20 protein-coding genes and 1 tRNA gene are annotated in these 23,895 nt (G+C 57.3%); 10 read left to right on the top strand and 11 right to left on the bottom strand.

Annotated features, from left to right (window positions below; translation table 11 throughout):
- Positions 1-41 precede the first annotated feature (41 nt).
- The 8 genes from HDE75_RS08005 to HDE75_RS07970 all read left to right on the top strand — a co-directional run bounded on the left by HDE75_RS08005 (position 42) and on the right by HDE75_RS07970 (position 8,155).
- A complete protein-coding gene (locus tag HDE75_RS08005; protein WP_183675312.1) occupies positions 42-1,256 on the top strand; it encodes a BaiN/RdsA family NAD(P)/FAD-dependent oxidoreductase in 1,215 nt (404 codons plus the stop codon).
- A 207-nt stretch (positions 1,257-1,463) separates the two neighbouring features.
- The gene (gene rpsU / locus HDE75_RS08000) at positions 1,464-1,676 is read left to right on the top strand and encodes a 30S ribosomal protein S21 (protein WP_008451879.1); all 213 of its coding nucleotides are present in this window, start codon (positions 1,464-1,466) and stop codon (positions 1,674-1,676) included.
- Between the two features lie 183 nt (positions 1,677-1,859).
- Positions 1,860-2,312, top strand: a complete 453-nt coding sequence (locus HDE75_RS07995; RefSeq protein ID WP_183675314.1) for a GatB/YqeY domain-containing protein — start codon at positions 1,860-1,862, stop codon at positions 2,310-2,312.
- 131 nt (positions 2,313-2,443) lie between these two features.
- Positions 2,444-4,240: a DNA primase gene (gene dnaG, locus HDE75_RS07990; protein WP_183675316.1), complete on the top strand. Its 1,797-nt coding sequence runs from the start codon at positions 2,444-2,446 to the stop codon at positions 4,238-4,240.
- Between the two features lie 462 nt (positions 4,241-4,702).
- On the top strand, positions 4,703-6,943 hold the full coding sequence (gene rpoD / locus HDE75_RS07985) for an RNA polymerase sigma factor RpoD (RefSeq protein WP_183675318.1): 2,241 nt from the start codon (positions 4,703-4,705) through the stop codon (positions 6,941-6,943).
- A gap of 108 nt (positions 6,944-7,051) precedes the next feature.
- A tRNA-Ile gene (locus HDE75_RS07980) sits at positions 7,052-7,130 on the top strand.
- Positions 7,131-7,271: 141 nt separating this feature from the next.
- Entirely contained in the window at positions 7,272-7,655 is a 384-nt protein-coding gene (locus tag HDE75_RS07975; RefSeq protein ID WP_183675320.1) for a hypothetical protein, read from the top strand.
- Positions 7,656-7,819: 164 nt separating this feature from the next.
- The gene (locus HDE75_RS07970) at positions 7,820-8,155 is read left to right on the top strand and encodes an FKBP-type peptidyl-prolyl cis-trans isomerase (RefSeq protein ID WP_183675322.1); all 336 of its coding nucleotides are present in this window, start codon (positions 7,820-7,822) and stop codon (positions 8,153-8,155) included.
- A gap of 129 nt (positions 8,156-8,284) precedes the next feature.
- On the opposite strand, the gene HDE75_RS07965 is transcribed toward HDE75_RS07970, so the two are convergent.
- The 8 genes from HDE75_RS07965 to HDE75_RS07930 all read right to left on the bottom strand — a co-directional run bounded on the left by HDE75_RS07965 (position 8,285) and on the right by HDE75_RS07930 (position 18,240).
- A complete protein-coding gene (locus HDE75_RS07965) occupies positions 8,285-8,674 on the bottom strand; it encodes a type II toxin-antitoxin system death-on-curing family toxin (RefSeq protein ID WP_183675324.1) in 390 nt (129 codons plus the stop codon).
- Positions 8,671-8,898 carry an AbrB/MazE/SpoVT family DNA-binding domain-containing protein gene (locus HDE75_RS07960; protein ID WP_183675326.1) on the bottom strand — a complete coding sequence of 76 codons (228 nt, stop codon included), beginning with the start codon at positions 8,896-8,898 and terminating at the stop codon, positions 8,671-8,673. Before HDE75_RS07960 ends, HDE75_RS07965 begins: the two co-directional genes overlap by 4 nt.
- 150 nt (positions 8,899-9,048) lie before the next feature.
- Positions 9,049-10,512: a DUF5010 domain-containing protein gene (locus HDE75_RS07955; RefSeq protein WP_183675328.1), complete on the bottom strand. Its 1,464-nt coding sequence runs from the start codon at positions 10,510-10,512 to the stop codon at positions 9,049-9,051.
- A gap of 235 nt (positions 10,513-10,747) precedes the next feature.
- On the bottom strand, positions 10,748-11,656 hold the full coding sequence (locus tag HDE75_RS07950) for a chitosanase (RefSeq protein WP_183675330.1): 909 nt from the start codon (positions 11,654-11,656) through the stop codon (positions 10,748-10,750).
- Between the two features lie 196 nt (positions 11,657-11,852).
- Positions 11,853-14,576, bottom strand: coding sequence for a TonB-dependent receptor (locus HDE75_RS07945; protein WP_183675332.1), 2,724 nt, complete (start codon positions 14,574-14,576; stop codon positions 11,853-11,855).
- 122 nt (positions 14,577-14,698) lie between these two features.
- Positions 14,699-15,937: an MFS transporter gene (locus HDE75_RS07940; protein WP_183675334.1), complete on the bottom strand. Its 1,239-nt coding sequence runs from the start codon at positions 15,935-15,937 to the stop codon at positions 14,699-14,701.
- 35 nt (positions 15,938-15,972) lie between these two features.
- Positions 15,973-16,860 carry a carbohydrate kinase family protein gene (locus HDE75_RS07935; protein ID WP_183675335.1) on the bottom strand — a complete coding sequence of 296 codons (888 nt, stop codon included), beginning with the start codon at positions 16,858-16,860 and terminating at the stop codon, positions 15,973-15,975.
- Positions 16,861-16,983: 123 nt separating this feature from the next.
- Positions 16,984-18,240 carry an ROK family transcriptional regulator gene (locus HDE75_RS07930; RefSeq protein WP_183675337.1) on the bottom strand — a complete coding sequence of 419 codons (1,257 nt, stop codon included), beginning with the start codon at positions 18,238-18,240 and terminating at the stop codon, positions 16,984-16,986.
- Positions 18,241-18,475: 235 nt separating this feature from the next.
- Here HDE75_RS07930 and HDE75_RS07925 point away from each other — a divergent pair, with 235 nt between their 5' ends.
- Together HDE75_RS07925 and HDE75_RS07920 are read left to right on the top strand one after the other, a co-directional pair.
- Complete coding sequence (locus HDE75_RS07925; RefSeq protein WP_183675339.1) at positions 18,476-20,272, top strand: glycoside hydrolase family 9 protein; 1,797 nt, start codon at positions 18,476-18,478, stop codon at positions 20,270-20,272.
- A 184-nt stretch (positions 20,273-20,456) separates the two neighbouring features.
- Positions 20,457-21,278, top strand: a complete 822-nt coding sequence (locus HDE75_RS07920) for a DUF6624 domain-containing protein (RefSeq protein ID WP_183675341.1) — start codon at positions 20,457-20,459, stop codon at positions 21,276-21,278.
- 103 nt (positions 21,279-21,381) lie between these two features.
- Here the strand turns inward: HDE75_RS07920 and HDE75_RS07915 are convergent, their stop codons facing one another.
- From HDE75_RS07915 to HDE75_RS07905, 3 genes are all read right to left on the bottom strand, one after another.
- Positions 21,382-21,744: a DUF2726 domain-containing protein gene (locus HDE75_RS07915; RefSeq protein WP_183675343.1), complete on the bottom strand. Its 363-nt coding sequence runs from the start codon at positions 21,742-21,744 to the stop codon at positions 21,382-21,384.
- 181 nt (positions 21,745-21,925) lie between these two features.
- Positions 21,926-22,417, bottom strand: a complete 492-nt coding sequence (locus HDE75_RS07910; protein ID WP_183675345.1) for a DUF4265 domain-containing protein — start codon at positions 22,415-22,417, stop codon at positions 21,926-21,928.
- Between the two features lie 112 nt (positions 22,418-22,529).
- Positions 22,530-23,855, bottom strand: a complete 1,326-nt coding sequence (locus tag HDE75_RS07905) for an MFS transporter (RefSeq protein WP_183675347.1) — start codon at positions 23,853-23,855, stop codon at positions 22,530-22,532.
- Positions 23,856-23,895 lie beyond the last annotated feature (40 nt).

Genomic DNA, 23,895 nt, shown 5'->3' with positions numbered 1-23,895 from the left:
TTACAATGGCGTCTTTGTAATCAGGCGTGACCGGAATTCTTATGGCAAAACAATTTGATGTGGCAGTGATCGGCGCGGGCGCGGCCGGCATGATGTGTGCGGCCGTGGCCGCCCAGCAGGGCAAGCGCGTGGTATTGATCGATCACGCGGCCAAGCTGGCCGAAAAAATCCGCATCTCGGGTGGCGGTCGTTGTAACTTCACCAACACCCAGGCGGGACCGCAAAATTTCTTGTCTGAAAACCCCCATTTCTGCAAGAGCGCCTTGTCGCGCTACACGCCGCAAGACTTTTTGGCGCTGGTGAAAAAGCACCGCATCGGCTACCACGAAAAGCACAAGGGCCAGCAATTCTGCAATGAATCGGCCGAGCAGATCATCGACATGCTCAAGGACGAGTGCGCTGCTGGCGGCGTGCACTGGCGCATGCCGTGCAAAATCGACAATGTTGTGAAACAAGATGATGGCAGTTTCCTGCTGCAGACCGATAGTGGCGAGATCGAAGCAGGCAGCGTGGTCATCGCCACGGGCGGCCTGTCGATTCCGAAGATCGGCGCCACCGATTTTGCCTACCGCATCGCCAAACAATTCGATTTGCAGATGGTCGAGCCTCGCCCGGCCCTGGTGCCGCTGACGTTTGACCCGGCCAGCTGGGCGCCATTCGCCGAATTGTCGGGCATCGCCCTGGAAGTGGACGTGGAGACGGGCAGCCTGAAAGGCCGCAAGGCGACAGGCGGGCGTTTCCGCGAAGACTTGTTATTTACGCATCGCGGCCTGTCGGGCCCGGCGATCCTGCAAATTTCCAGTTTCTGGCAGCCGGGCACGCCTATCGTCATTAATTTGTTGCCAGAGGTCGATGTGGCGCAAACCTTGATCGAAGGCAAGGGCACCCTGAAAAAGCAATTGGGCAACCTGGTGGCGTTATGGCTGCCGCAGCGCCTGGCCGACTGCCTGCTCGCTGTGAACGGCCTGGCGGCCGATGCACGCATTGCCGACTTGCCTGATGCGCAACTGCGCAAGCTGGGGCAGGCGATCAATGCGTGGTCCATCGTGCCGAACGGCTCCGAAGGCTACCGCAAAGCGGAAGTCACGCGCGGCGGCATCGATACGCGCGAACTGTCGCAGCAGACCATGATGGCCAATAAAGTGCCGGGCCTGTACTTCATCGGTGAATCGGTCGATGTGACGGGTTGGCTGGGTGGCTACAACTTCCAGTGGGCCTGGGCTTCGGGCATGGCGGCAGGAGTTGCGCTGCAGTAAACCTCCTGTGTAGAATGGGGCTGGCGCCGCAGCGCGCCAGTTCTTGCCGATGGTGTTGATGCACGTCTTGATGCGTGGTTTACACCACATTTTGGCAAGCTTCTCAGGCTGCATGCCGCACGCAAATGGGCAGGGGCTTCCTTTTTCGAATAAAAGCTGCTACTATCTATCTCTTCCTATACACCACCTCAACGGTTTGAATTTTACATGACCACTATTCGCCTTAAAGAAAACGAGCCGTTCGAAGTCGCAATGCGTCGCTTCAAACGCACCATCGAAAAAACTGGTCTGCTGACCGAATTGCGCGCTCGCGAATTCTACGAAAAACCAACGGCTGAGCGTAAGCGCAAGCTGGCAGCTGCAGTGAAGCGTCACTACAAACGCATCCGCAGCCAACAACTGCCTAAAAAATTATTCTAAGACTGTTCAGTCAGAACCAACCCGGGTAATACGGCGCATTGTTCGCCACGGGTTCAGTTTTGATTCGCCTGAGCTTCTGCTTCAGATGAGTCGCATACCCGCTCCGGTTCGCCGCAGCGGGTTTTCGTTTTTCTGGGCTGCTTGTATAGTAGTCCCACTATCACCTTACCAACGAGGAATGCCATGAGCTTGAAAGCACAAATTACCGAAGACATGAAGAACGCCATGCGTGCCAAGGAAGCGGGCAAGCTGGGCACGATTCGCCTCTTGCTGGCTGAAATCAAGCGCAAGGAAGTCGATGAGCGCATCGAACTGAACGATGAGCAAACCCAGGCGATCGTGGAAAAAATGATCAAGCAGCGCAAGGATTCGATCACCCAATTCGAGGCTGGTGGCCGCGCCGACCTGGCTGACATCGAAAAAGCCGAGCTGGTGCACCTGGCTGGCTACATGCCTGCGGCCCTGTCGGATGCAGAAGTTGCCGCTGAAGTGGCTGCCGCCGTGGCCGCCTCGGGCGCCGCTGGTCCGCAAGACATGGGCAAGGTCATGGCCATCATCAAGCCGAAGCTGGCTGGCCGCGCCGATATGGCCGTCGTATCCGGTTTGATCAAGAAGGCCTTGACGCCAGCCGCCTAAGCCCCAAAATAGTAGTTACGGTTGCCAGCTTCGATGCTGGCAGCCGCTCAACAGCCCACACGTTGACCTGGCTCAACCTCAGGCAGCGTGCGGTAGTATAGTCTGACCTATAACAACACCGCCCCAGCCCAGTGATACCTCAATCTTTCATTTCCGATTTGCTCAACCGTGTCGATATCGTCGACATCGTGGGGCGCTATGTGCAGCTGAAAAAAGGTGGCGCGAATTTCATGGGCTTGTGCCCGTTCCACAGTGAAAAGTCGCCCAGCTTTACCGTCAGCCCCACCAAGCAGTTTTACCATTGCTTCGGCTGCGGTGCGCATGGCACGTCCATCGGTTTCCTGATCGAGTATTCGGGCATGGGCTTTGTCGATGCCGTCAAGGATCTGGCGCAAGGCGTGGGCATGGTGGTGCCGGAAGCCGATGACAAGATCCCGCCGGCCCAGCGCGCGCAAATCCAGGCGCAAAGCCTGGCCTTGTCCGACGCCATGACGCAAGCCTGCGATTATTATCGCGGCCAGCTGCGCCACGCGCCCGACGCCATCGCCTACCTGAAAAACCGTGGTTTGACGGGTGAAATTGCCGCCCGTTTCGGCATGGGCTACGCGCCTGGCGGCTGGGATAACCTCCGTTCCGTATTCCCCGATTACGAAGTGCTGGCCCTGGTCGAAGCCGGCCTGGTGATCGACAAGGTCGATGAAGACGGCAATAACCGCAAGCGCTACGACCGTTTCCGCGAGCGCATCATGTTCCCGATCCGCAATACCAAGGGGCAAGTAATCGCCTTTGGCGGCCGCGTGCTGGACCATGGCGAACCGAAATACCTGAACTCGCCTGAAACACCGCTGTTTTCCAAGGGTTTCGAGCTGTATGGCTTGTTCGAGGCGCGCCAGGCCATCCGCGACGCCGGATATGTGCTGGTGACGGAAGGCTATATGGATGTGGTCGCCCTGGCGCAGATGGGTTTCCCGCAGGCAGTGGCCACGCTGGGCACGGCGTGTACGCCCACCCACGTGCAAAAACTGCTGCGCCAGACCGATAACGTGATCTTCAGTTTCGATGGCGACAAGGCCGGCCGCCGTGCCGCGCGCCGCGCGCTGGAAGCAAGCCTGGCCCACGTGTCGGACAATAAAACCATTAAATTCCTGTTCTTGCCGTCCGAGCATGACCCGGACAGTTATATCCGTGAATTCGGCGCCGAAGGTTTCGAGCAGCAAGTGCACGAAGCCATGCCGCTGTCGCAATTCCTGCTAAAAGAAGTGTCGGGCGAGCATGATCTTTCCGAGCCGGAAGGGCGTGCGCGCGTGCAGTTCGACGCCAAGCCTTTGCTGCAACTGATGGCGCCGTCGTCCCTACGGCTGCAGATCGTGCGCGGACTGGCGCAGCTGACGCAATCGACGCCGGCCGAAATCGAGGGTTTGTTTGAACTGGCGAAACCTGTTTCCGTGGCACACCGCGCGCCACCCAAGTCGGGCCGTCCGGTGCCGGTGGGGCTGGAATTGAAGATCACGCGCATGCTGGTGGCGCATCCGCCCTTGACCTTGTATGTCGATGCGGCGGCGCTGGCGGCCTTCCAGCACTTGGGCCCGGATGCGGCGCAAAGCCTGGGCCAGCTGGTGGCGGCTGGCCAGGCCTTGGGCGAGCATGGCAGCTTTGCCGCGCTGGCCCAGCAATTGAAGGAATTTGGCAGCGAGTATGATGAGATCATCGGCGAGATTGCGGCTGGCAGCGAGTCCGATTACGACAGTGAATTATCATGGCTGGTTAGCACGATACGCGAGATCAAATTGAACGCTTTGAAGGCCGAGCTGGAACAATTGTTTGCGTCGGGTTTGCCATCCGATAAAATTGGTGTACGCTACCGCGAAATCATGCAGGAGCAGGGAGAGCTGGAACGCCAGCGCGATGCCGAGTTGGTGAATCGCTAATCTTGCTGCTGGGTGGGCGCGGACTGGAAAAAGATTTTTCGCGTGCTATAATTAAATGCTAAGTATTGTGTGCTTTGGCAAGCTAGTTCTGTTTCGTAAATAGTATTTGTTTTCAGTAAGTTAGGCTCTTGATCGGCGCGGTAGATTGTGTCGGCAGCCGGGGCCAACTGGCGTTTTTCGGTGTTGCGGCAGGGTTCGCACCGCAGGCAAACCGCGCCAGGCTCTCGCTCCCTACATGGTCGGATGCAGAAATTTCTGCCGCTTCGGCTGGTGACAGCCGGTGGACAGGAATGGCTGCGGTTCCCGCAGATCGTGGCCGATGAGGTGTAAGTAACGTAACAGTGTCGGACCTGGGTCGTCGACAGGTTCGAAGATGGTGGTTCCCGCAGGTAGACAGGGAACCGGCAGCAAACTTTATCCTAATCCACCGTAAAGCAAGTCGTTGTGTAATCGAAAGCGCCTGTGCCAATCAAGAAACCCGAATCCAAAGCGGCTGTAAAGCCCACTAAAGTTACCACGAAAGCCGAAAAGGCGCTCGACCGGCCAGAAGCACGCGTTACCAGCGCGCCGCCAGCGGTCAGCCAGACCACCGATGCCGCCACCCTGGCTGCCATCGATACCTCTGGTTATGTCTTGCCGTCGGTAAAAGTGCCGGGCCGCCGTGGCCGAAAGCCCAAAGAATTCCAGCCAGAAAATGACGAAGTCGCCGCGCTGAACGCCGTCGAGCGGGCCGAGCTGAAGGCCGTCGACAAGGCCAAGGCCAAGGACCGCAAGGCGAAAGAGCGCGCGCTGCTGAAAGACGCGTTTTCATCCGATACGGAAGCGAGCGAGGAAGAACTCGAACGCAGGCGCCAGAAACTCAAGACCCTGATCAAGTTCGGCAAGGAACGCGGTTTCCTGACTTACGCCGAAATCAATGATCACCTGCCCGAAAATATAGTCGATCCGGAAGCCATCGAAGGCATTATCGGCACCTTCAACGACATGGGCATCGCCGTCTACGAGCACGCGCCGGACGCCGAAACTCTGTTGCTGTCCGATAACGTCGCCGTCGTCACCAGCGACGACGAGGCGGAAGCTGCGGCCGAGGCTGCGCTATCGACCGTCGACTCCGATTTCGGCCGCACCACCGACCCCGTGCGCATGTATATGCGCGAGATGGGCTCGGTTGAGCTGCTGACCCGCGAAGGCGAGATCGAGATTGCCAAGCGCATCGAAGATGGCTTGAAAGACATGATCCAGGCGATTTCCGCCTGCCCCGTGACGATCGCCGAAATCATCGCCGCCGCCGACCGCATCTCCAACGAAGAGATCAAGATCGATGAAATCGTCGACGGTCTGGTCGATGAAAACGAACCGGTCGCCGCCCCTGTCGCCTCCGCTCCCGTCGAAGAAGACGAAGAAGAAAGCGACGAGGAAGAAGAGGAAGAGGAAGAAGAGGAAGAAGCCAGCGCCTCTGGTGCAGCTGGCTTCTCGGCCGAGCAGCTGGAAACCTTGAAACGCACGGCGCTGGAAAAATTTGCCGTGATTTCCCTGCAATTCGACAAGATGCGCCGCGCCTTTGAAAAAGAAGGCTACAACTCCAAGCCGTACGCCAAGGCGCAGGAAGCCATTTCGCAAGAACTGCTGGGTATCCGCTTCACGGCCAAGGTCGTGGAGAAACTATGCGACACCCTGCGCGGCCAGGTCGATGAAGTGCGCCATATCGAGAAACAAATCCTCGACGTGGCCGTGAACCGCTGCGGCATGCCGCGCGCTCACTTCATCAAGGTCTTCCCCGGCAATGAAACCAACCTCGACTGGGTCGATGGCGAAGTCAACGCAGGCCACGCCTACAGCGCCATCCTGGGCCGCAACATTCCGACCGTCAAGGAACTGCAGCAACGCCTGATCGACCTGCAGGCGCGCGTCGTCTTGCCGCTGCCGGACTTGCGCAACATCAACCGTCAAATGGCGGCTGGTGAAATGAAGGCGCGCAAGGCCAAGCGTGAAATGACCGAGGCCAACTTGCGCCTGGTGATTTCGATCGCCAAGAAATACACGAACCGCGGTCTGCAATTCCTCGACCTGATCCAGGAAGGCAATATCGGCCTGATGAAAGCCGTCGACAAGTTTGAGTACCGCCGCGGCTACAAGTTTTCCACCTACGCCACCTGGTGGATACGCCAGGCCATCACGCGCTCTATCGCCGACCAGGCACGCACGATACGCATTCCCGTGCACATGATAGAGACGATCAACAAGATGAACCGGATTTCTCGCCAGATCCTCCAGGAAACCGGCGCAGAACCCGATCCGGCCACCCTGGCGATCAAGATGGAAATGCCCGAGGACAAGATCCGCAAGATCATGAAAATCGCCAAGGAACCGATCTCGATGGAAACACCGATCGGCGACGACGACGACTCCCACCTTGGCGACTTCATCGAAGACAACAACACCCTGGCGCCCGCCGACGCAGCCTTGCATGCTTCCATGCGCGGCGTGGTCAAGGACGTGCTCGATTCCCTGACGCCCCGCGAAGCCAAAGTGCTGCGCATGCGTTTCGGCATCGAAATGTCCACCGACCACACCTTGGAAGAAGTGGGCAAGCAATTCGACGTGACGCGCGAACGCATCCGCCAGATCGAGGCGAAAGCGCTGCGTAAATTGCGCCACCCATCGCGTTCCGACAAGCTGAAAAGCTTCTTGGAAGGCAACTAGAAGCCAATAGGGCTTGACGTGCGGCGCTGATACCCCTATCCTCGCGTGTCCGTTTCCAAAACGGCAGCGCGAGAGGGGTGCAAGACCATCTCACGCCAGCAATACCCCGGGCCTCTAGCTCATGCTTGGTTAGAGCAGCGGACTCATAATCCGTTGGTGCCGTGTTCGACTCACGGGAGGCCCACCAGAATTTTGAGCAGTAAAGTGAAAGCCCTGGCGGGTAACTGCCGGGGCTTTTTTGTTATTTTTATAAAGCAAATTCCACATCTAAAATAAGAAATCTCCTAAAATGTTGCCATAGGTTTCTCTTGACGGTGAAAGGTAAAAAATGATGAAATATTTGGGTGCTTTTATTGCTGTGATCGTGCTCTCGGGCTGCCAAAGTCTGTCGCCTGATCCATCTCCAGCACAAATGGCTGCAGGGGATTTCGGCAAGAAGCCAGCAAATATCGAGCAACTCCTGCGTCGTAGTTTTGAGCGTAACTTGTATGATCCGGCCAGTGTGACCCAATTCGTCGTGTCAGAGCCAGTGAAATGCGGCAAAAAGAAAGGCTTGGGAACACCGGTGTTTGGCTGGTGCTCCTTCTACGAATATAACGCAAAAAACCGTTTGGGCGGTTATGTCGGCTTGCAGGGCCACACCGTCATGGTTTTGAATGAAAGAATTATTTATCAGGATGGTGCATTCGTGAATGGCTTTGCCTTCGAATAGCGCCAGATGGCAGGATAGTAGTGGGTAGATATTTGATCTACGTAAGTTATCGCAATGCCAGCCTATGAATTGCAAACAACAAAGCCCCGTCAGATAATTGCCGGGGCTTTTTACATGGCGCCAGCTTATCGTTGCGGGCATACTTTTACAGGAAGACACAAACCATGACGACAGAACTGACAATCGAAGACATCGTAGTTGGTACCGGCAAGGCCGCCGAGCGCGGCGCGCTGATCACGGCCCATTACCGGGGCTGGCTGGAAGACGGCACCGAGTTCGATTCCTCGCACCAGCGCGGCGCCGCGTTCCAGTGCGTGCTGAGCAACAACAAGGTTATCCAGGGCTGGATTGTCGGCTTGAAAGGCATGCAGGTCGGCGGCAAGCGCAAGCTGTGGGTGCCGGCGCAGCTGGCGTATGGCGAGCGCCAGGTGGGTTTGATACCGCCGAATGCTAATCTGGTGTTTGAGATTGAATTGCTGGAAGTGCTGACGCGGGATTAGGGCATGGAGGGCAGCGCTGTTGCTGTCTTCAGTGCTTTATATATCCGGGCCTGCCTGGTATGCCCCGGGGGTAACTGCCCCAGTTGATTCACGCGACAATTTTTCCAGACACGGCATTTTCTATTTGCTTTAGGTTGTGACCAGGCGCTGCCGTATCCAATCTGCCGCCTGCAGCTCTGTCATATTGCCGGCGGCGACTGCCAGCATGAAGTGGATGGCATCGTTCTGGCGGAACGCCAGTGTCTGTCCATTGATCGCAAGGAACAGGCGGCCGATCACCAAGGCTGTACGCTTGTTGCCATTACTGAAGCCCTGGCTGGTGGCGATCGCATAGATGTAGGCCGCTGCAAGGTCGGCTACATCGGGGGCGGGATTGCCGTAGGCTTCAAGGTTTTGTGCCCGGTTGAGCGCCGCTTCTATGGTGTTGAGATCGCGTATGCCGGCCAATCCACCGTGCACTGCGAGCTGCTTGTCGTGGACTGCAAAAACGGTATCTCGCTGCACCCATTGCCAGTTCATTTAGCCAGCGCCCGCAAGATCTCGCGGTCGTCGTGCATGATAGCCTCTGCCAGGGTCATCTGGCGCTCGAATTCAGGATTGTAGGGGGTAAGACGCATGGCGCCGTCGGGAGCCTCGGTCAGATACAGGGTATCGCCTTTCTGCACGTTCAGGATGCGCTTTGCTTCCTTGTTCAAGATCAGCCCTTCAGAGCCACCTACGGTAGTTACTTTGAATGTGAGCATGATATTTCCCCCTATATAAGTTTTATTATATGCGCAGTCATGGGAGTGTCAATCAGATAGATCAGAAGCTCAAGTTCAAAGGTTGGTCTGGGGCTAACCCTCTCATTGCATGACAGGCATGGACTTGCGCGCCCATGCCTGTCCATTACTTCAGGACTTCCACCAATTGAAGTTAACCCCTCCATTATCAAAAACAATCCGTACGGTATGGTAAGAGTCGCTGCTCAGCCCAAGGGAGCCGAAGTCGACGGTTGTCCAGCTCTGCCATCCGCCGGTGCTCGGTAGCGTTTGCGGGGCTAGTGCGACGCCGTCGATGACGAAGTGCATCTGTCGTCCAACGCTTGGGGTGGCGATGCGCACCTGGAAGTGGGAGTTGGCTTTCACGGGGACATGTTCCCATTCCAGCCACTCGCCGTTTTGCATGGAGCCGACGTTGACGCCGCCGCCGGTGTCGCTGGTCGGTTCGATGGCGATGTTGCCATTGCGGTAGAAGTTGGTCTTGCCATTGCCGCCATTGGCGCCGCCAAAGTAATCGGCGCCGGCTGCCGCAAATTTCAGGTCGGCATTAAATGGCTGACGGCTATGGGCGCGCAGGATGTTGATGCGCTGGTTGGGGTAGTCATACAGGGTTTGCTGATAAGTCAGCGGCTGGCCTTGTTCATCGAGGTTGCGGACGCGGAACACCGAGGCGTTTTCGAGGAAGTCGGTAAAGCCTTCGACCAGTGTCAGCAGGGCGCCTGCATCGGCCGTGTTTTTTAATGCCGTATCGAAGGTCTGGCCATGGTTCGGGTCGCGGAAGGTGGACGACGTCGGTGCGAACAGGCCGGGGAAGGCTACGCCGATTTTCGTGCGGTTGAAGTCGGTCAGGGTCGAGGTGCCACCGCCCGACCAGGCCTGCGCGGCATCGACCACGGCGGCCAAGGTGGTGTCGTTTTTCAGCGCATCCGTGTTGACGATGATGTAGGGATTGAAGCCAAAATCCTGCATGCACTTTTGGCGTACATAGCGCATGGCGGCGGAGTAATTGCCCTGCTCGTTGGCGACTGTTGCCTTGTTGCCCGTCCAGATAATGATGACTGGCCTGCCGTCTATCTTGAAGCGGTTGGCGTCGGGAATGGTTTCAAAGAAAACCTTGTAATTGGTATCGTAGATATAAGTCCAGTTGGCCGGGTCGCCGATGTCGAAGGGCAGGGAATTGTGCTTGGCCTGGTTCCATTGCGCTGTCCACGAGGCAGCGTTGTCATCGAAGAGCGCTATCTTGATCTGGCTCGCCAGCCCTGTCTTGTTCAATGCCTTGACGATGGGCGCCATGCCTGCCGGACTCCACTTGGCGATGGGGTAGGCGCCGCGCACATTGGGGGCGACAAAATCCACGCCGGCTTCGCCCAGTTCGCGCACCCAGGCATCCCAGGTGCCATCGGGATTTTTCGGGTCCGGGTTATACAGCGGTGTGTTGTAGGTACCCGTATCGGGGCCGAGGATTTCGGTTTGCGAGGTGTAGTTGAAACCGAAAGTGACGCCGACATATTGCGCCTGGGCGTATGGCGCGCAAGCAAACAACATGGTTGCGGCCAGCACGCATTTCTTGAGCACGCTATCTCTGGTTGAAAGCACGGATATTTCCCTGATGAACAGTTTGATGGTGAAAACGCTGCCAATAAAATAATTTAATATAAATATTTTCCATTGATACTAATTTGCAGATCGTAGCTTGAAAATTGCAGACAAGCAAGTTTTCTTCAGTCGTGCGCAGGGGAAATCGAAGGGGGCGGTTGATGCCAGTCGTATCAGGGGGAGTACCACGGCCGCTGGCCGTGGTAGGTGATCAACAATGAATGATCAGGATTGCTTATTTCAAGGTCCAGGTGGTTGCTTTCGCCACGGCATCGTCTGCGTTTTTCAGCGTGAAGTAGCCCTGGTCTTTCAAGGTGCTCCACTGTTTGACGCGGTTGGCGCCGTTCGGTGCCTGGTTGAATTGGCTGGTATCGACGACTTTCGTGCGCTGGGCGTAGAAATTCGTCAGGAACGACGCTTCATCCGCGCCGCTGGTGCGCGCCAACAGGCCTTCGAGCGTATTGACGCCGCCATCGGCGCCCTGGTTCAAGGCGGTGTCGATAAAGGAACCGATGGTCAGCGCACTGGCAAAACCACGTTGGCCAGCTTGCTGGACAGCGTACTGGATGTAGACGCTGTAGAAGGTTTTCCACATGGCGTCTTGCCAGGCTGGATTGCTTTGCAGGCTATTGATCTGTTTGCAAAACGCTTTGGCTTTATCGGTGATTTTCAGGATGTTGCCGTTCATGGCGCCATGCACGCCGGCACGCGCCAGGCCGCCCGCAACGGTAGGCGTGGCCGCGCCGCTGGCGGCGTCGAAGGCGGTAAACAAGGCCGGGCCATCGGGGTGGCCATCGTTCGAACCGCCGGTGGTGGCGCCGAAAATACCGATGGTGTAACCGCGGTCGTCATTGATGTTTTCGCAATAGCCATAGAACTTGTTCCAGTCGACCGTATCCTGCTCGGGTTTGTTGACCAGGCGCATGATGTTGTCCCACTGTTCGCCGTCCAGGCCTGTTTTATCCTTCAGGAACTGCAGCGTCGCGGCAGGGAAGAAGGCGTCATGGTTGATCGGGCCGCTGACGGCGACCACGCTGGCCGCCAGCTGGCTGCTGCTGCCGGCCGGATCGTTGCTGCCGCCACATGCGGTAAGTACTGCGGCGCTTGCCACGCAAACGGCTAATTTTTTGAAATGTTGCTTCATCAGATGGTTCTCCAGGTTTAACGACGATTGAGCAAAATGCTCGGGGTAAGCCTGTTCTGGGTGCGCGTTATCGCTGAATGACACATCATCTGGCGATATCCGTCCTCCCGGGACAGGATATTTTTTTCAACTGCAATGAAGGACAGGGTGATGCCGTGCTTCGCCAGAGGGGGCTGGCGAAGTTACTGGCAGCTAATTAGTTAGATAACCGGACGCCGAGGAAGAACTGCCGGCCGCTCGAATAAAATGCCTGTGGCCGTTCGGCGTTGGCGTAATACTTCAATACCGGGTTGTTCAGGTTCAATGCGTCAAAAGTGATGGTCACGTTATCGTTGACCTTGTAATTGAGCGACATTGCCAGCGTTCCCAGGCCTGCCGCATATTGTGGCGAGACGTTGGCCAGGCCGACCAGGAACGAGGAGCGGTAGGTATAAGCCAGGCGGGTGCTGAAGCCTTCCTTCTCGTAGTACAGCTCGGTGTTGAAGGTATTCGCCGAGGAACCGACCAGGGCCATGCCGTCAGACGTGCGGCCGTTGGCGTAGGTGTAGTTCACCAGCGCGCCGAAATCGCCCCACAGCGGTTGCTGCCAGGCCAGTTCAACGCCCTTGTTCTTGGCCGCGATATTGAATGGCGACGTGATCACGAAGTCGGCAAACTGGTTGGTCGAGGTATTGAGGTAGCGGCGGGTGTTGTAGCCGAACGTGACGTACGACGGCATGTCCATATAGAAACCAGCCACCGATACCAGCGAGCGGGGCGCGTAATACCATTCCAGCGTCGCATCGAAGTTATTCGAACGGATCGGTTTCAAGTCCGAGTTGCCGCCCGAACCGGTGCCGTTGATATTGTTCAGCGTGACGGCTGGCGTCAGTGCCGAATAATCGGGGCGCGACATGGTTTTCGAGGCGGCCAGGCGGGCTACCAAGTCCTTGTTCAAGTCGAACTTGAAGTTCGCGCTAGGCAACACATCGGTGTAATGGTGTTCCACCGTGGACGCCACCGGCAGATTGGCCTCGTCGAAGTTGTAGCCCGAACTGCTTTGGCGGGTATTGGCTACCCGTACACCCACGTTGCCGCGCCAGCCTTCGCCGGCCAGGTTCACCATGCCGTAGGCGGCGGCGACTTTTTCTTTTACGATAAAGTTGCCCTGGTAATTCGGTCCCAGGTCGACGTTGTTGTACGTGTTTTGCCATGCGGCGATGGCGCCAGGTTCCAAAGTCCAGAAACGCGACAGGAAACCGGAGCCGCCACCCAGGCCGCTACCAAAATTGCCTGGCGAAACCGTGCCCGACCAGGCTGGCAACGGCAAGGTCTGGCCCGGATTGGTAAAGCAGACATTGTTGGCGTCGGCCGAACAGCCGAAATTGCGGCCCTCGGACTGGCGTTTGTGGGAGGCGTAACGGATGCCGAACTTGGCGCTTTCCAGGTAACCGTGCTCCAGGTCGACCAGCGCATCGAGTTGTCCATAGGCTTCGCTGTCGGCCACGTGATAAGAGCTGGACCAGCTGCCGCCATTGGTGACATTGGCCGGGTTGTTGAAGTTGCCCGTATCGACGCCGGGGAAAGACACATCGGCCGGTGTGCCCTTGCCATGCATCTGGTAAGACATCGGCGAGTTGATCAGGAATGCTTCGTGGCCGTAATCATGCGGGGTTTCGCCCAGGCCCTTGGTATAGCCCACCTGGCTGGTGATTTGCCATTCCTTGTTGGGACGGTATTTGGCCGACAGGTCCAGGTAGGAGGCCATCGATGCTGCTTTCGGACGGTAGATCGAATCGCGCAGGCCAGCGATAGGCTGATCGGCGCCGGGGCTGACGCCGGACGGATCAAAATTCGTTTTCGGGAAGGTGGCCGATACCAGGGTGTTGTTGACTACTTTATAGCTGGTCGGCGAGATGCCGTTTTCCAGCAGGCCGGTCGGGTTGGCCAGGTAATTCGTGTCGAGGTTGGTACCGCTGAAGTGCGAGTAAAAACCATTCGCTTCCAGGGTCAGGTCGCGGCTCGGCTTTAACTGCACGTCGAACAGGGCGCCGCGGCGCTGGCTTTTCTGGGTGAATAGCGAGGAACCGATTTGTGCCGGATAGGCGACACCATTCAAGTCCGGATGCGCGGCGATCACGTCCGGGTGGCTGATCGTGCCCTGTCCCAGCAGGAACAGTTCCTGGCCATCGCGGCGCTCGTTGCGCGACTCGGAAAACGCTTGCAGCATGAAGCCCAGGGTCTTGTCTTCGTTGCGCCAGTTCAGCAAGGCATTCGCATGCGGCGCGGTCTTGCCCGGCAAGTCGGCATACATGCCTTGTACCGTCGCTTCCAGCGTCAGGGTTTTCTTGAAGTCGAGTGGCTTGCGGGTAACGATGTTGACGCTGCCGGTGGTGCCGCCTTCGATCAGGTCGGCTTGCGCGCTTTTCAGCACTTCCACCGAGCTGACGATTTCCGATGGCAGCAAGGTGAAGCTGACGCTGCGTCCTACCGTGCCGCTCTGGTCGCCGACATACCAGTCGCCGGTGGCGATGGTGTGGCCGTTGACCGTGGTTTGTGTCAGGCTGGGATTGGTGCCGCGGATACTGACACGGTCGTTTTCGGAAAAGCCGCCTTGCCCGCCAGAACCGGAACTGATATTAACGCCCGGCAAGCGCTGCACCGCATCGGCGATATTCTTGTCCGGTAGTTTGCCGAGATCCTCGGCAGTCACCACATCCATCACGGAATCGGCATCACGTTTTTTGACCAGCGACTTTTCGCGCGAGGCGCGCACACCGGTGACGACAATCTGTTCCAGCGGCGCATCGGTGGCGGCGGGAGCTTCCGGCGCGTGGGCCTGCTGCGCCTGGGCGACACCGATCAGACTGTTGAGCGCCATGGCGACGGCGAGGGCGACAGGGGTGCGATGTACACGATTTACGCGAGTTACGATATGCATGTGTTTCTCCGACTACTCTTGTGGTTGAGTTATTTTTAAAATCAGCCCCCCGGCGACGGGGGGAGGGTGTCTGGCAATCTTTGCTGCTGTTTAATGGGTTATTGCATGGCTTAGTTCATGTATTACTTGGCGCCTTGCTGGCGAGCAGCCAGGCGCTTGCCGGATTTGAACCAGCCGGTCGTCTCGTTGCTGATCAAAGGCCGTGCCCAGAAGCTGATCGCGAAAATAAAGCCCAGGGTCAGGAACACCACGTGCATCGCGGCGCGCAGGCCGATGTGGTCGCCCAGTTGGCCTACCAGCAGCGGCACCACGGCGCCACCCAGGATGCCGGTGCACAAGATGCCGGAAAAAGCGCCCTGATGCCGTGGCACGGAATTGAGCGCCAGCGAAAAGATCACCGAGAACATTACCGACAGGCAGAAGCCGGCGGCCGGGAAAGCCAGGATCGCAATAGCCGCCGTGCCATACAGTGCCAGCGCGACACAGGCCAGTGCCATCACTGAAAAGATGGCCAGCACGATTTTGGAGTCCAGCAGTTTCAGCAGCACCAGGCCGACCAGGCAACCGACCGACATCAAGCCCCAGAACTGGCCCACCGCATCCGCTGCCGCGCCGGTTGCTGAAAAGTTGTGGTAAGTGATCAGGAATTGCGACATCCAGTTCGCCAGCGTTTGCTCGGTGCCGACGTAGGCAACGATGCCGAGGAAGAACAGGCGCACATCTTTACGGCTCAGCAGTTCCCGGTAAGCATCCCAGCCGCCTGCTTTTTCCGATTCGTTCAATTCCACTCTTGGCAGCGGCAAGCTGTAATTGATGGCGATCAGGGCGAAGAACAGTCCCGAAAACGCCCAGTAAAACGTCACCCACACCAGCGCCGAACCCGCTGCGCCGGGACGCTCCATCAACCACTGGAATACCACCGGGCTGACAAACGACGCCAGGCCGAACACCAGTTGCCCCATCACCGAAAAGAAAGCAAATTGGGATTCGCCGCCAGTGATGCGCAACAGCGGATTGATCACCACCTGCAGCAACGCCATGCCCAGACCAATGACGAACAAGCCGCCGATGACGAAGCCATACTCGGGCTTGAGCGCAATCGCCAGGCTGCCCAGGAAATTCAAGCCAAAGGCGATCAGCAAGGTGGTGCGGGCGCCCTTGCGCTCAACCAATATGCCGCCTGGAATCGAAATCAGGCCATAGGCCAGGAAAAACGAAAATGGCAGGAAACCGGCCATGCCCAAACTCAGATGGAAGTCATTAATAATGATCGGCATCAAGGGGCCGATCAGGTTGGTCACAAAGGAAATGACGAACCAGATCAACATGATGTACAGGATTAGCAGGCGGCGATTTTTCATGATTTGTCTCTTATCTTTTATTAATCTTGTGTGAACTAGCCGTGGGTAAGCACCGACGCGAATTCGCCGGGAACGATGGTGTGACGGGGGAAACGGGTCAGGATGGCGACTGCCGCGCGGCAGCCGGTGGACAAGGCCTGTGGCAAGGAAGCGCCTTGCAGGCGGGCGGCCAGATAGCCGGCATTGAAGGAATCGCCAGCGCCGATAGTGTCGAAGATGGCGGCGGTCTCGGAGGCGTGCTCGATCAGCTCGCCGTTTTGCAGGCCGATGGCGCCGCGTGGGCCGGTTTTGACGACCAGGGTAGCGCCAGGTTTCAATCCGGCGGACAGGGCGGCGATGGCGCTGTCGAGGTTAGAGGTATCGGTGATGCTCAGTGCTTCGAGTTCGTTGATCAGCAAGTGGTCGCACAGTGGCAGCCACGCGGCAAATTCGGCGCGGTTATCCGCGTTCCAGTTGTCCGAAGGCCAGCCGGTGTCGAGCGCCACCTGGTAGCCCAGCGCTGCCACAGTACTCATCAGGTAAGGGTAGTCGCGGCGCAATGCAGGCAGCAGGAATACGCCGGTGAACAGGACGATGGAGCCTGGGCAGGCAGCCGGTGGCAGTTGTTCCAGCGCGTAGGCGGGCGACAAGTGTTCGAGATGGCCCTGCGTGGTGAAGAAGTTGCGTTCGCCGTCTGCATGCATGATGCCGACCGACACTGTCGAGGGCACCGGGCATACCTGCAGGTCGGCAAGCAGCTGGTGGAACTGGGTGCGCAGCCAGACGCCAAAGTCGTCGTTGCCGACGGCCGAGATCAGCTGTGCCGGTTGCCCGAGATGGCGCATGGCCAGGGCCGCATTGGCCCCAGAACCGCCGGCGCGCAACTCGCTGCGCGACATGATGACTTCCGTGCCGATCTGCGGCCATCCATCGACTGATCCCATGACGAGGTCAACGCCGAGATCTCCAATAATGCTGAGGTGGGGTTTTATAGTGTCCATGGCAATAAATATAAATTGCCATTCTCACCTCGTCAATAATTAAATCCAATGGATGTAAGTATTTTTCTACAGACTACCCCCACGCGCTGCACCACGCTGCCCTAGCAATTCCGCCATATCTGCCTCTGCGCGGCGGTCATGTTGCAGTACATCAATATTGGGTGCCAGCATGTCGTATAAGGGCAACACTGCAGCTCCCAGGATGGAGCTGTCTTCCTGTTTTTGCGATAACAGGATGCGCTCGCCACCACCGCTCAAGCCCCCGCGTACGGACTTCAACAGCGGCTGTGCCAGGCTGACCAGATGCTCCACCAGCACCTTCGGCGCCGATCCGCCGATAATGATCGTGCGTGGGTCCAGCATGTTTTCGATGATGCCGATCGCATCGCGCAAGCGTGCGGCGGCTTGCTTGCACCAGGCGTGGAAGGCCGTCTGGCTGGCGTCGCTGATCCAGTCGGCGAACGGCAATTCGTGGATGCCGCGATCGTCGATGGCCAGTGCTTCGGCCAGCGAATGCAAGGAAACATAGCGTTCCAGGCATCCCGCATTGCCGCAGGAACAAGGCGTGCCACCCTGCACCACGGGGATATGGCCGATTTCCGTCGCATTGCCATTCGCGCCACGGTAGGCGGCCCGGTTCACTACCAGGGTGCCGCCCAGGCCCATGCCGAAATGCATGTAAAAGAAATTGTCCATTGCCCTGGCCATGCCGAACAGGGTCTCGCCCAAGGCGCCTGCCACACTGTCGACACTGTAGAAAACCGGCAGGTTGACGGCATCGCGCAAGTCGTCGAGCACCGACATATCGCTCCAGCCTTCCAGCACGGTAGGTCCGACAAAGCTGATCTCGGTTGGCACCAAGGGGCCCGGCATGGCGACGCCTATGCCCCAGATGCGCCCGCTGGCGCTGCGGCGTAAGTTGCCAACTAACAACACCATTGCCGCCAGTACCCGGTGGGAATCACGGGTATCGACTTCGACCTTGCAGCGCGCCAGCACGTCGCCGACCAGGTTGACCAGCGCCGCCGAGGCACTGCCTGGTTCCAGGCTGATGCCGATCGATGCGCCAGCGTCCGGATTGAGCGTGAACTCGATCGGCGGCTGGCCGCGCGAATTTTCAACCTTTTGACGGCGGGCGACGATCAAGCCTATCGCTTCCAGGTCATTGGTGATATTGGCAACAGTTTGCGGACTGAGCTCCACCACATCGACAATTTCCTTGCGGGAAATTGATCCTTGTTGCCGTATCAAATCCAGTACCACGCGCCGGTTGTACGGCGCACTGGATTGTTGTGTTGCGCCACGGCTAATGTTTCTTTTCATGTCAATAAAAATCTTCTTCGAAAACTACCATGATACCCGACCATCGCTCTCCGGCACGCGTGACCGCTGCGCCCGAAGCACCTTTAACGCAGTCGGCGCCGATGAAAAACATTTCTTACACTCATTGTTTGTATTTATTTCTGATGGTATTCTAAAAGCACAATAGAAAATATGACATGAATCAACCATAAGGCTCAACATGCGATACCCATCCCACGCTGCTTTAAAAAATCATTTGTCCGTCCCCCTGCTGACGCTGCTCCTGAGTTCCCTGTTTGCCGTGAACTCGGCCCAGGCCGCTGATTCCAGCGCCGCCGCATTGATCTCGGTGCAAGTCAACCAGGTTTCGCTGGAAGCGCATGGCCCCAAAAAAGCTATCGTCGAATATCTGGGACAGCAAAGCGGCGGCAGCTATCGCGTGCTGCGGGATGGCAAGGAAGCCAGCAAGGGCCAGCTGGTCGCGCTACCTGGCTTTGACGAATGGGGTGCTGGAAAACATTATTTTGTTGCCGATTTTTCACAGGATAGCGAAGCTGGCAGCTATGTGATCGAAGCTGAACTGGGCGGAGAGAAAGCCGCATCCGCCCCCGTCATCGTGCAAGAGAACGCCTTGTTCAACGCTACCGCCAGCAGCTTGCTGGCTTATTTCCACGCCAGCCGCAATACCAATCCCAAGGACCGCCACCTGCGCATCTACGATAGCCAGCGCTACGCCGATGTCTGGGGCGGCTGGAACGACGCCGGCGGCGACGAAGGAAAATACCTGTCGCATCTTTCCTACGCTAATTTTTTCAATCCGCAACAGGCCTCGATGGTGACCTGGATACTGGCAAAAACGGCAACTACTGCACCGCAACTGTACCGCAAAGCGGGGCTGGAAGGGAAAGTACGGGACGAAGCCTTCTGGGGCGCCGATTATCTGCACCGTATTCTCGATCCGCAAGGCTACTTTTATACGACCGTCTTCGACAAATGGGGCACCGACAATGCCGAGCGCATGGTCACCGGCTTTGAAGGACTCGACGGCAAATACAGCAAGAGCTACAAATCGGCCTTCCGCGCCGGTGGCGGCATGGCCATTGCGGCACTGGCGCGCGCCTCCATCCTGGCCAAGAGCAGCGGCGTGCATGGCGAGTTCAGCGCTGCGACCTATCTGGCCGATGCGAAGCGCGCGTTTGACCATCTGCAAGTGCATAACCTTGAATACTGCTACGACGGCAAGGAAAACATCATCGACGACTATACCGCGCTGATGGCCGCGACCGAGCTGTACCACGCAACCCACGAACAGCAATACCTGGCGGCGGCGCGCCTCCGCGCAGACAAGCTGAGCGCCAGGCTGACGGCCGATGGCTGGTTCATCAGTGACAATGGCAGCCGTCCTTATTACCATGGCGTCGAAGCGGGCTTGCCGATACTGAGCCTGGTGTATTACCGCGAAATTGAAACCGATGCGGCGCGCATGGCACGCGCGCAAAAAACGATCAGCACCGCGTTGGACGCGCAATTGCGCCTCGACATCAAGGTCGTCAATCCGTATAACTATGCGCGCCAGACCTTCCGTACCTATGAGAAGGGCCAGTTGTCGAAGGAAGTCTACGAAGGTTTCTTCATGCCGCACGACAATGAGACCGGCTACTGGTGGCAGGGTGAAAGCGCGCGCCTGTCCTCGCTCAGCACCGCCGCGATCCTGGGTGGCCGGGCAGTTGCGCCACAAGCCAAGGGAGCATTTGGCATCAACCCCAATCTGGCCGAATTTGCCCAGAACCAGGTCGACTGGACCTTGGGCCGCAATCCCTACGGCATGAGCATGCTGCACGGCTTCGGCGTACGCAACCCGCCCGATGCCGAAAGCGCCGGCCCGATGACCAAGGGCGGCGTCTCGAACGGCATCACCGGCGCCACCGACAGCAGCACGGCGCGCGGCATCGTTTTCGCTCCCGGCCCCGATGAAAATCAATGGCGCTGGGTAGAACAATGGCTGCCGCATTCGGCGTGGCTGTTGCTCAATGCGGTGACGATGGCGCGATAAATGCCCAGGGATTAACTGTCAGCATTTACTGGAATAAGCTGGCCCCGGCAGTTAATAGTCGGGGCTGCTAAGGAAGCTTTCCACTATGTAATAATTATCTATCAGATACCAGATAGAGTAGATGCTATTCATGATGCATGCCTGATGTAATTAGGTGAATAGCGAAACTCATTTTGGAGAACTAATGTCTTATCTGAAGATATGCCTTTTGGGATTGATTGCGGTAGTCACATTGAGTGCGAAGGCTGAAGCCCTTCCTTCTCCTGATGCGAAGCCTGTATTAAGGCGGCGAACGATTTCAGTATTAAGTCAAGGCAAAGAAGTGAGCAATATACTTTTGCCCTTCGATGGTTCGTTCATCCCCAACTGGACGGCAAGAAAAACCGAAATCGATGCAGATAAAACCATACGTCTCAAAGGTCATGTGCTGTTAATGCTGAGCATCGATAAACGGTCTTTTAGCTTTCAGGGTGACGAAATTACCATACGCAGCAAAGCGCTGGACGATGAAGAGGCGCAGGCGGTACGTGATATAGAGCAGATGGGAATATCGGATCAGTCCTTGCGTGCTAATCCGAGTGAAATGACGGCAGAGCAAGAAGCCCAACAGGGCCTGATAGACAAAGCCAATATGCAGCGGCTGGACGCTATTATCAAGCGTTTCGGCTGGCCGGGAAATGGTTTCGCCGGCATTGAGAATGCAAAATCTGCATTTATAGTATTGCAGCATGCGGACTCGGCTAGCCAGCATACCTATTTGCCGGTATTACAAGCCGCAGTCGCGAAGGGAGAGGCGGATGGCTCGGACCTGGCGATGCTGGAAGACCGCGTCCGGGTCAGCGATGGAAAGCCGCAACTCTATGGTACGCAATTCAAATCGGCAAAATCAATGGAGTTATGCCCAGTCGAAGATGAGGCACATCTTGAACAACGTCGCAGCGAACTCGGCATGATACCAATGGCTGAGTATATTAAAGTCATGAAGGAAGTGTATAAAACGGAGTAAGTACGTCGAGTATGGCATCCATGAGCAGATAACGATAAAGCCTTGGCGGGTAATTGCCGGGTCTTTTTGCATAGATAGGCGCGTTACATAATGTTGCCTGGCCTTAAGTAGACTGGGCATTTTGCATGGCCCTTAACTGGTCTTCGATATCGCGTCGTATCTGTTCCGTTGTCGGAATGCTTTGATAGCGGATGGTGGCGTAGCCAGCCTGCTTGAGCATGGCGTCACGCTCGCTGTCATGGTGTTCGCGGCCTATATGGCTGCGGTCGTCCAGTTCGATGACGGCAATGACATTCATCTGCTTGCTGCAGATAACGAAGTCGGCCACCTTGCGGTTGAAGCGATTTCGCGATTGCCAGCCATCGGCCGTGACCAAGGCGGAAAACGCTACCTGGGCAAGCACGACACATTCAGGCAGGGCGGAGGACAGCAGCGAGAACATTTGCTGTTCCCGGTTTGTCAGCAACGGCCTTCTTTTTAGCCTGAGTGGGCCTTTGGACTTGCGGTTTTTCTGATTGACGACCGTACTGATGATAAAGACCAGCGCGATGACGAGGATAAGCAGTTGGAATGTGCTCATAGCTTTCCACTAGTGAATGTGCGTTAGCCGATATGGCGTGTTGACAGGCCTCATCTCCAGCAGAGGTTTACTCTTCAAGCCACCAGTTCAATAAAGTTTCATCATCGTCATCCTCCAGATTGACGTAGATATTGGCAAAGTACCACTCAACCCCCGTGGCTTCGCGGAAGGCGTCGAAGGGACCGTTGATGTTGTAGATGCCATGGCGGCTGGGGACGCTGAAGGTGAGGTTGCCTTCGTACTGGCCGTCCAGGGTGCCGCCTAACTGCGCCTGCACTGCGTCTGCCAGTTGCTCGACGGCTGTTTGCGGCACCTCGTCGGCGTAGATGTGGATGCAGAAGTTGCCGCCGCGTTTCAGCACCTGGGCCTGCGCCAGCGGATTTTCTATGTTGATGATGTCGCCGCGCGCCAGGTTCAGGGTCAGGCCGGGCGAGGCCAACAGTTCATAGACGTGTTCGTCGATCTGGCGGGCGGGCAGCGATTCAAATACGGGGCCGCTTTCGTTGTTGCCTGCGAGTACGCGAATATGGGGCAGGTCGTCACAATTGATCTCTTTCATTACTGCTTTCATGGCTGTGGAGTCTGGCTATTGTAGCGCCTGCCACGATGAAAAAAGCACGCCGGATGGCGTGCCTTGATCATGCTCATTGATGATGCTCAGTGAGGAAAATCTATGGCTTGCTGGCTTTTTCCACATTCTTCGGCACAAAGAACAGCACCAATAATGCGCCGCCCAGGCTGAGGGCGCCGGTGGCGGCGACACCGTAGAAGATGCTGCCCGTTTCATTCTTGATCAGGCCGATTACCCATGGCATGAAGAAGCCGCTCGAGCTGCCCAGCATGGTGATCAGCGCGATGCCGGTCGCCTTGATGCGCGTGTCGAACAGCGTGGCCGGAATAGTGAAGAAGACGGCATAGCTGCCGAAGATGCCGATCACGATCAGGGTGTAGCAGGCGATCGCAAACGTCAGGTTGCTATGGAAGGTTGCCAGCAGCAGGGCACCGATGCCGATCGCCGAGGCGCAGCAGATGTAGTGCCAGTAGCGTTCCAGCTTCAGGTCCGAATGGCGGCCGATCAGATACATGCCGGCAAAGCCCGCCAGGTAGGTGCAGGCCGAGATCAGGCTGATCGATTTCACGTCGGTGATGCCCAGCTCTTTCAGCACGCTTGGTCCCCACAGCGAAATCAGGGTGACAGCAGACAGCTGCGTGAAATACACCATGGCCAGGATGTAAGCCATCGGCGTGCGCAGGGTGCGCTGCAGATTGCTTTTGCCATCCGGGTCGGGCGCTGGCGCAGGGCCGATATCGTGCACGATCTGTGCTTTTTCACGCGTCGACAGCCACTTGGCTTTTTCCGGTTTGTCGGTCAGGACGACAAGGGCCAGGAAACCGAGCAGGATAGGCGGTATGCCTTCCATCAGGAACAGCATCTGCCAGCCATGCAGGCCGAACACGCCGTCCATCGATGTCATGGTCCAGCCCGCGATAAGCGAGCCGCTGATGCCGGCGATGGGGTTGGACATCTGGAACAGCGCGAAGGCGCGGCCACGGCGCTGCGCGGGGAACCAGTAAGTCAAAAACAGCAGCACGCCAGGATAGAAGCCGCCTTCGGCCACGCCCAGCAAGAAGCGCATGGCGAAGAATTGCAGCGGCGAGGTGACGAAGGCCATCAGCATGGTGGCCATGCCCCAGACGACCATGATGCGGAACAGGGTCTTGCGCACACCCACGCGCTCAAGCAGCATATTGCTCGGTACTTCCAGCAGGATGTAGCCAGCGTAGAACAGGCCGGCGCCGAAGCCATAATCGGCTTCGGTCAGGCGCAGATCGCTCATGAAATGTAGCTTGGCGTAACCGACGTTGGTGCGGTCGATCAGCGCAAACAGGTAGGCCAGGAACAGAAAGGGAATCAGGCGCAAGGCGATGCGCCGGTACAGGCGATCGCTTTCTATCTCAGTCATCGGTGGTGCCAGGGGTGCTGCGTCTATTTTCATGCATGTCTCCAGTGTTTATCATTTTAATCATATCGGGTGC

Source organism: Janthinobacterium silvisoli, assembly GCF_014200725.1.
Classification (GTDB): domain Bacteria; phylum Pseudomonadota; class Gammaproteobacteria; order Burkholderiales; family Burkholderiaceae_D; genus Janthinobacterium.
Note: the sequence above shows the minus strand (reverse complement) of the source record. Positions and strands in the feature narration are given on the sequence as shown.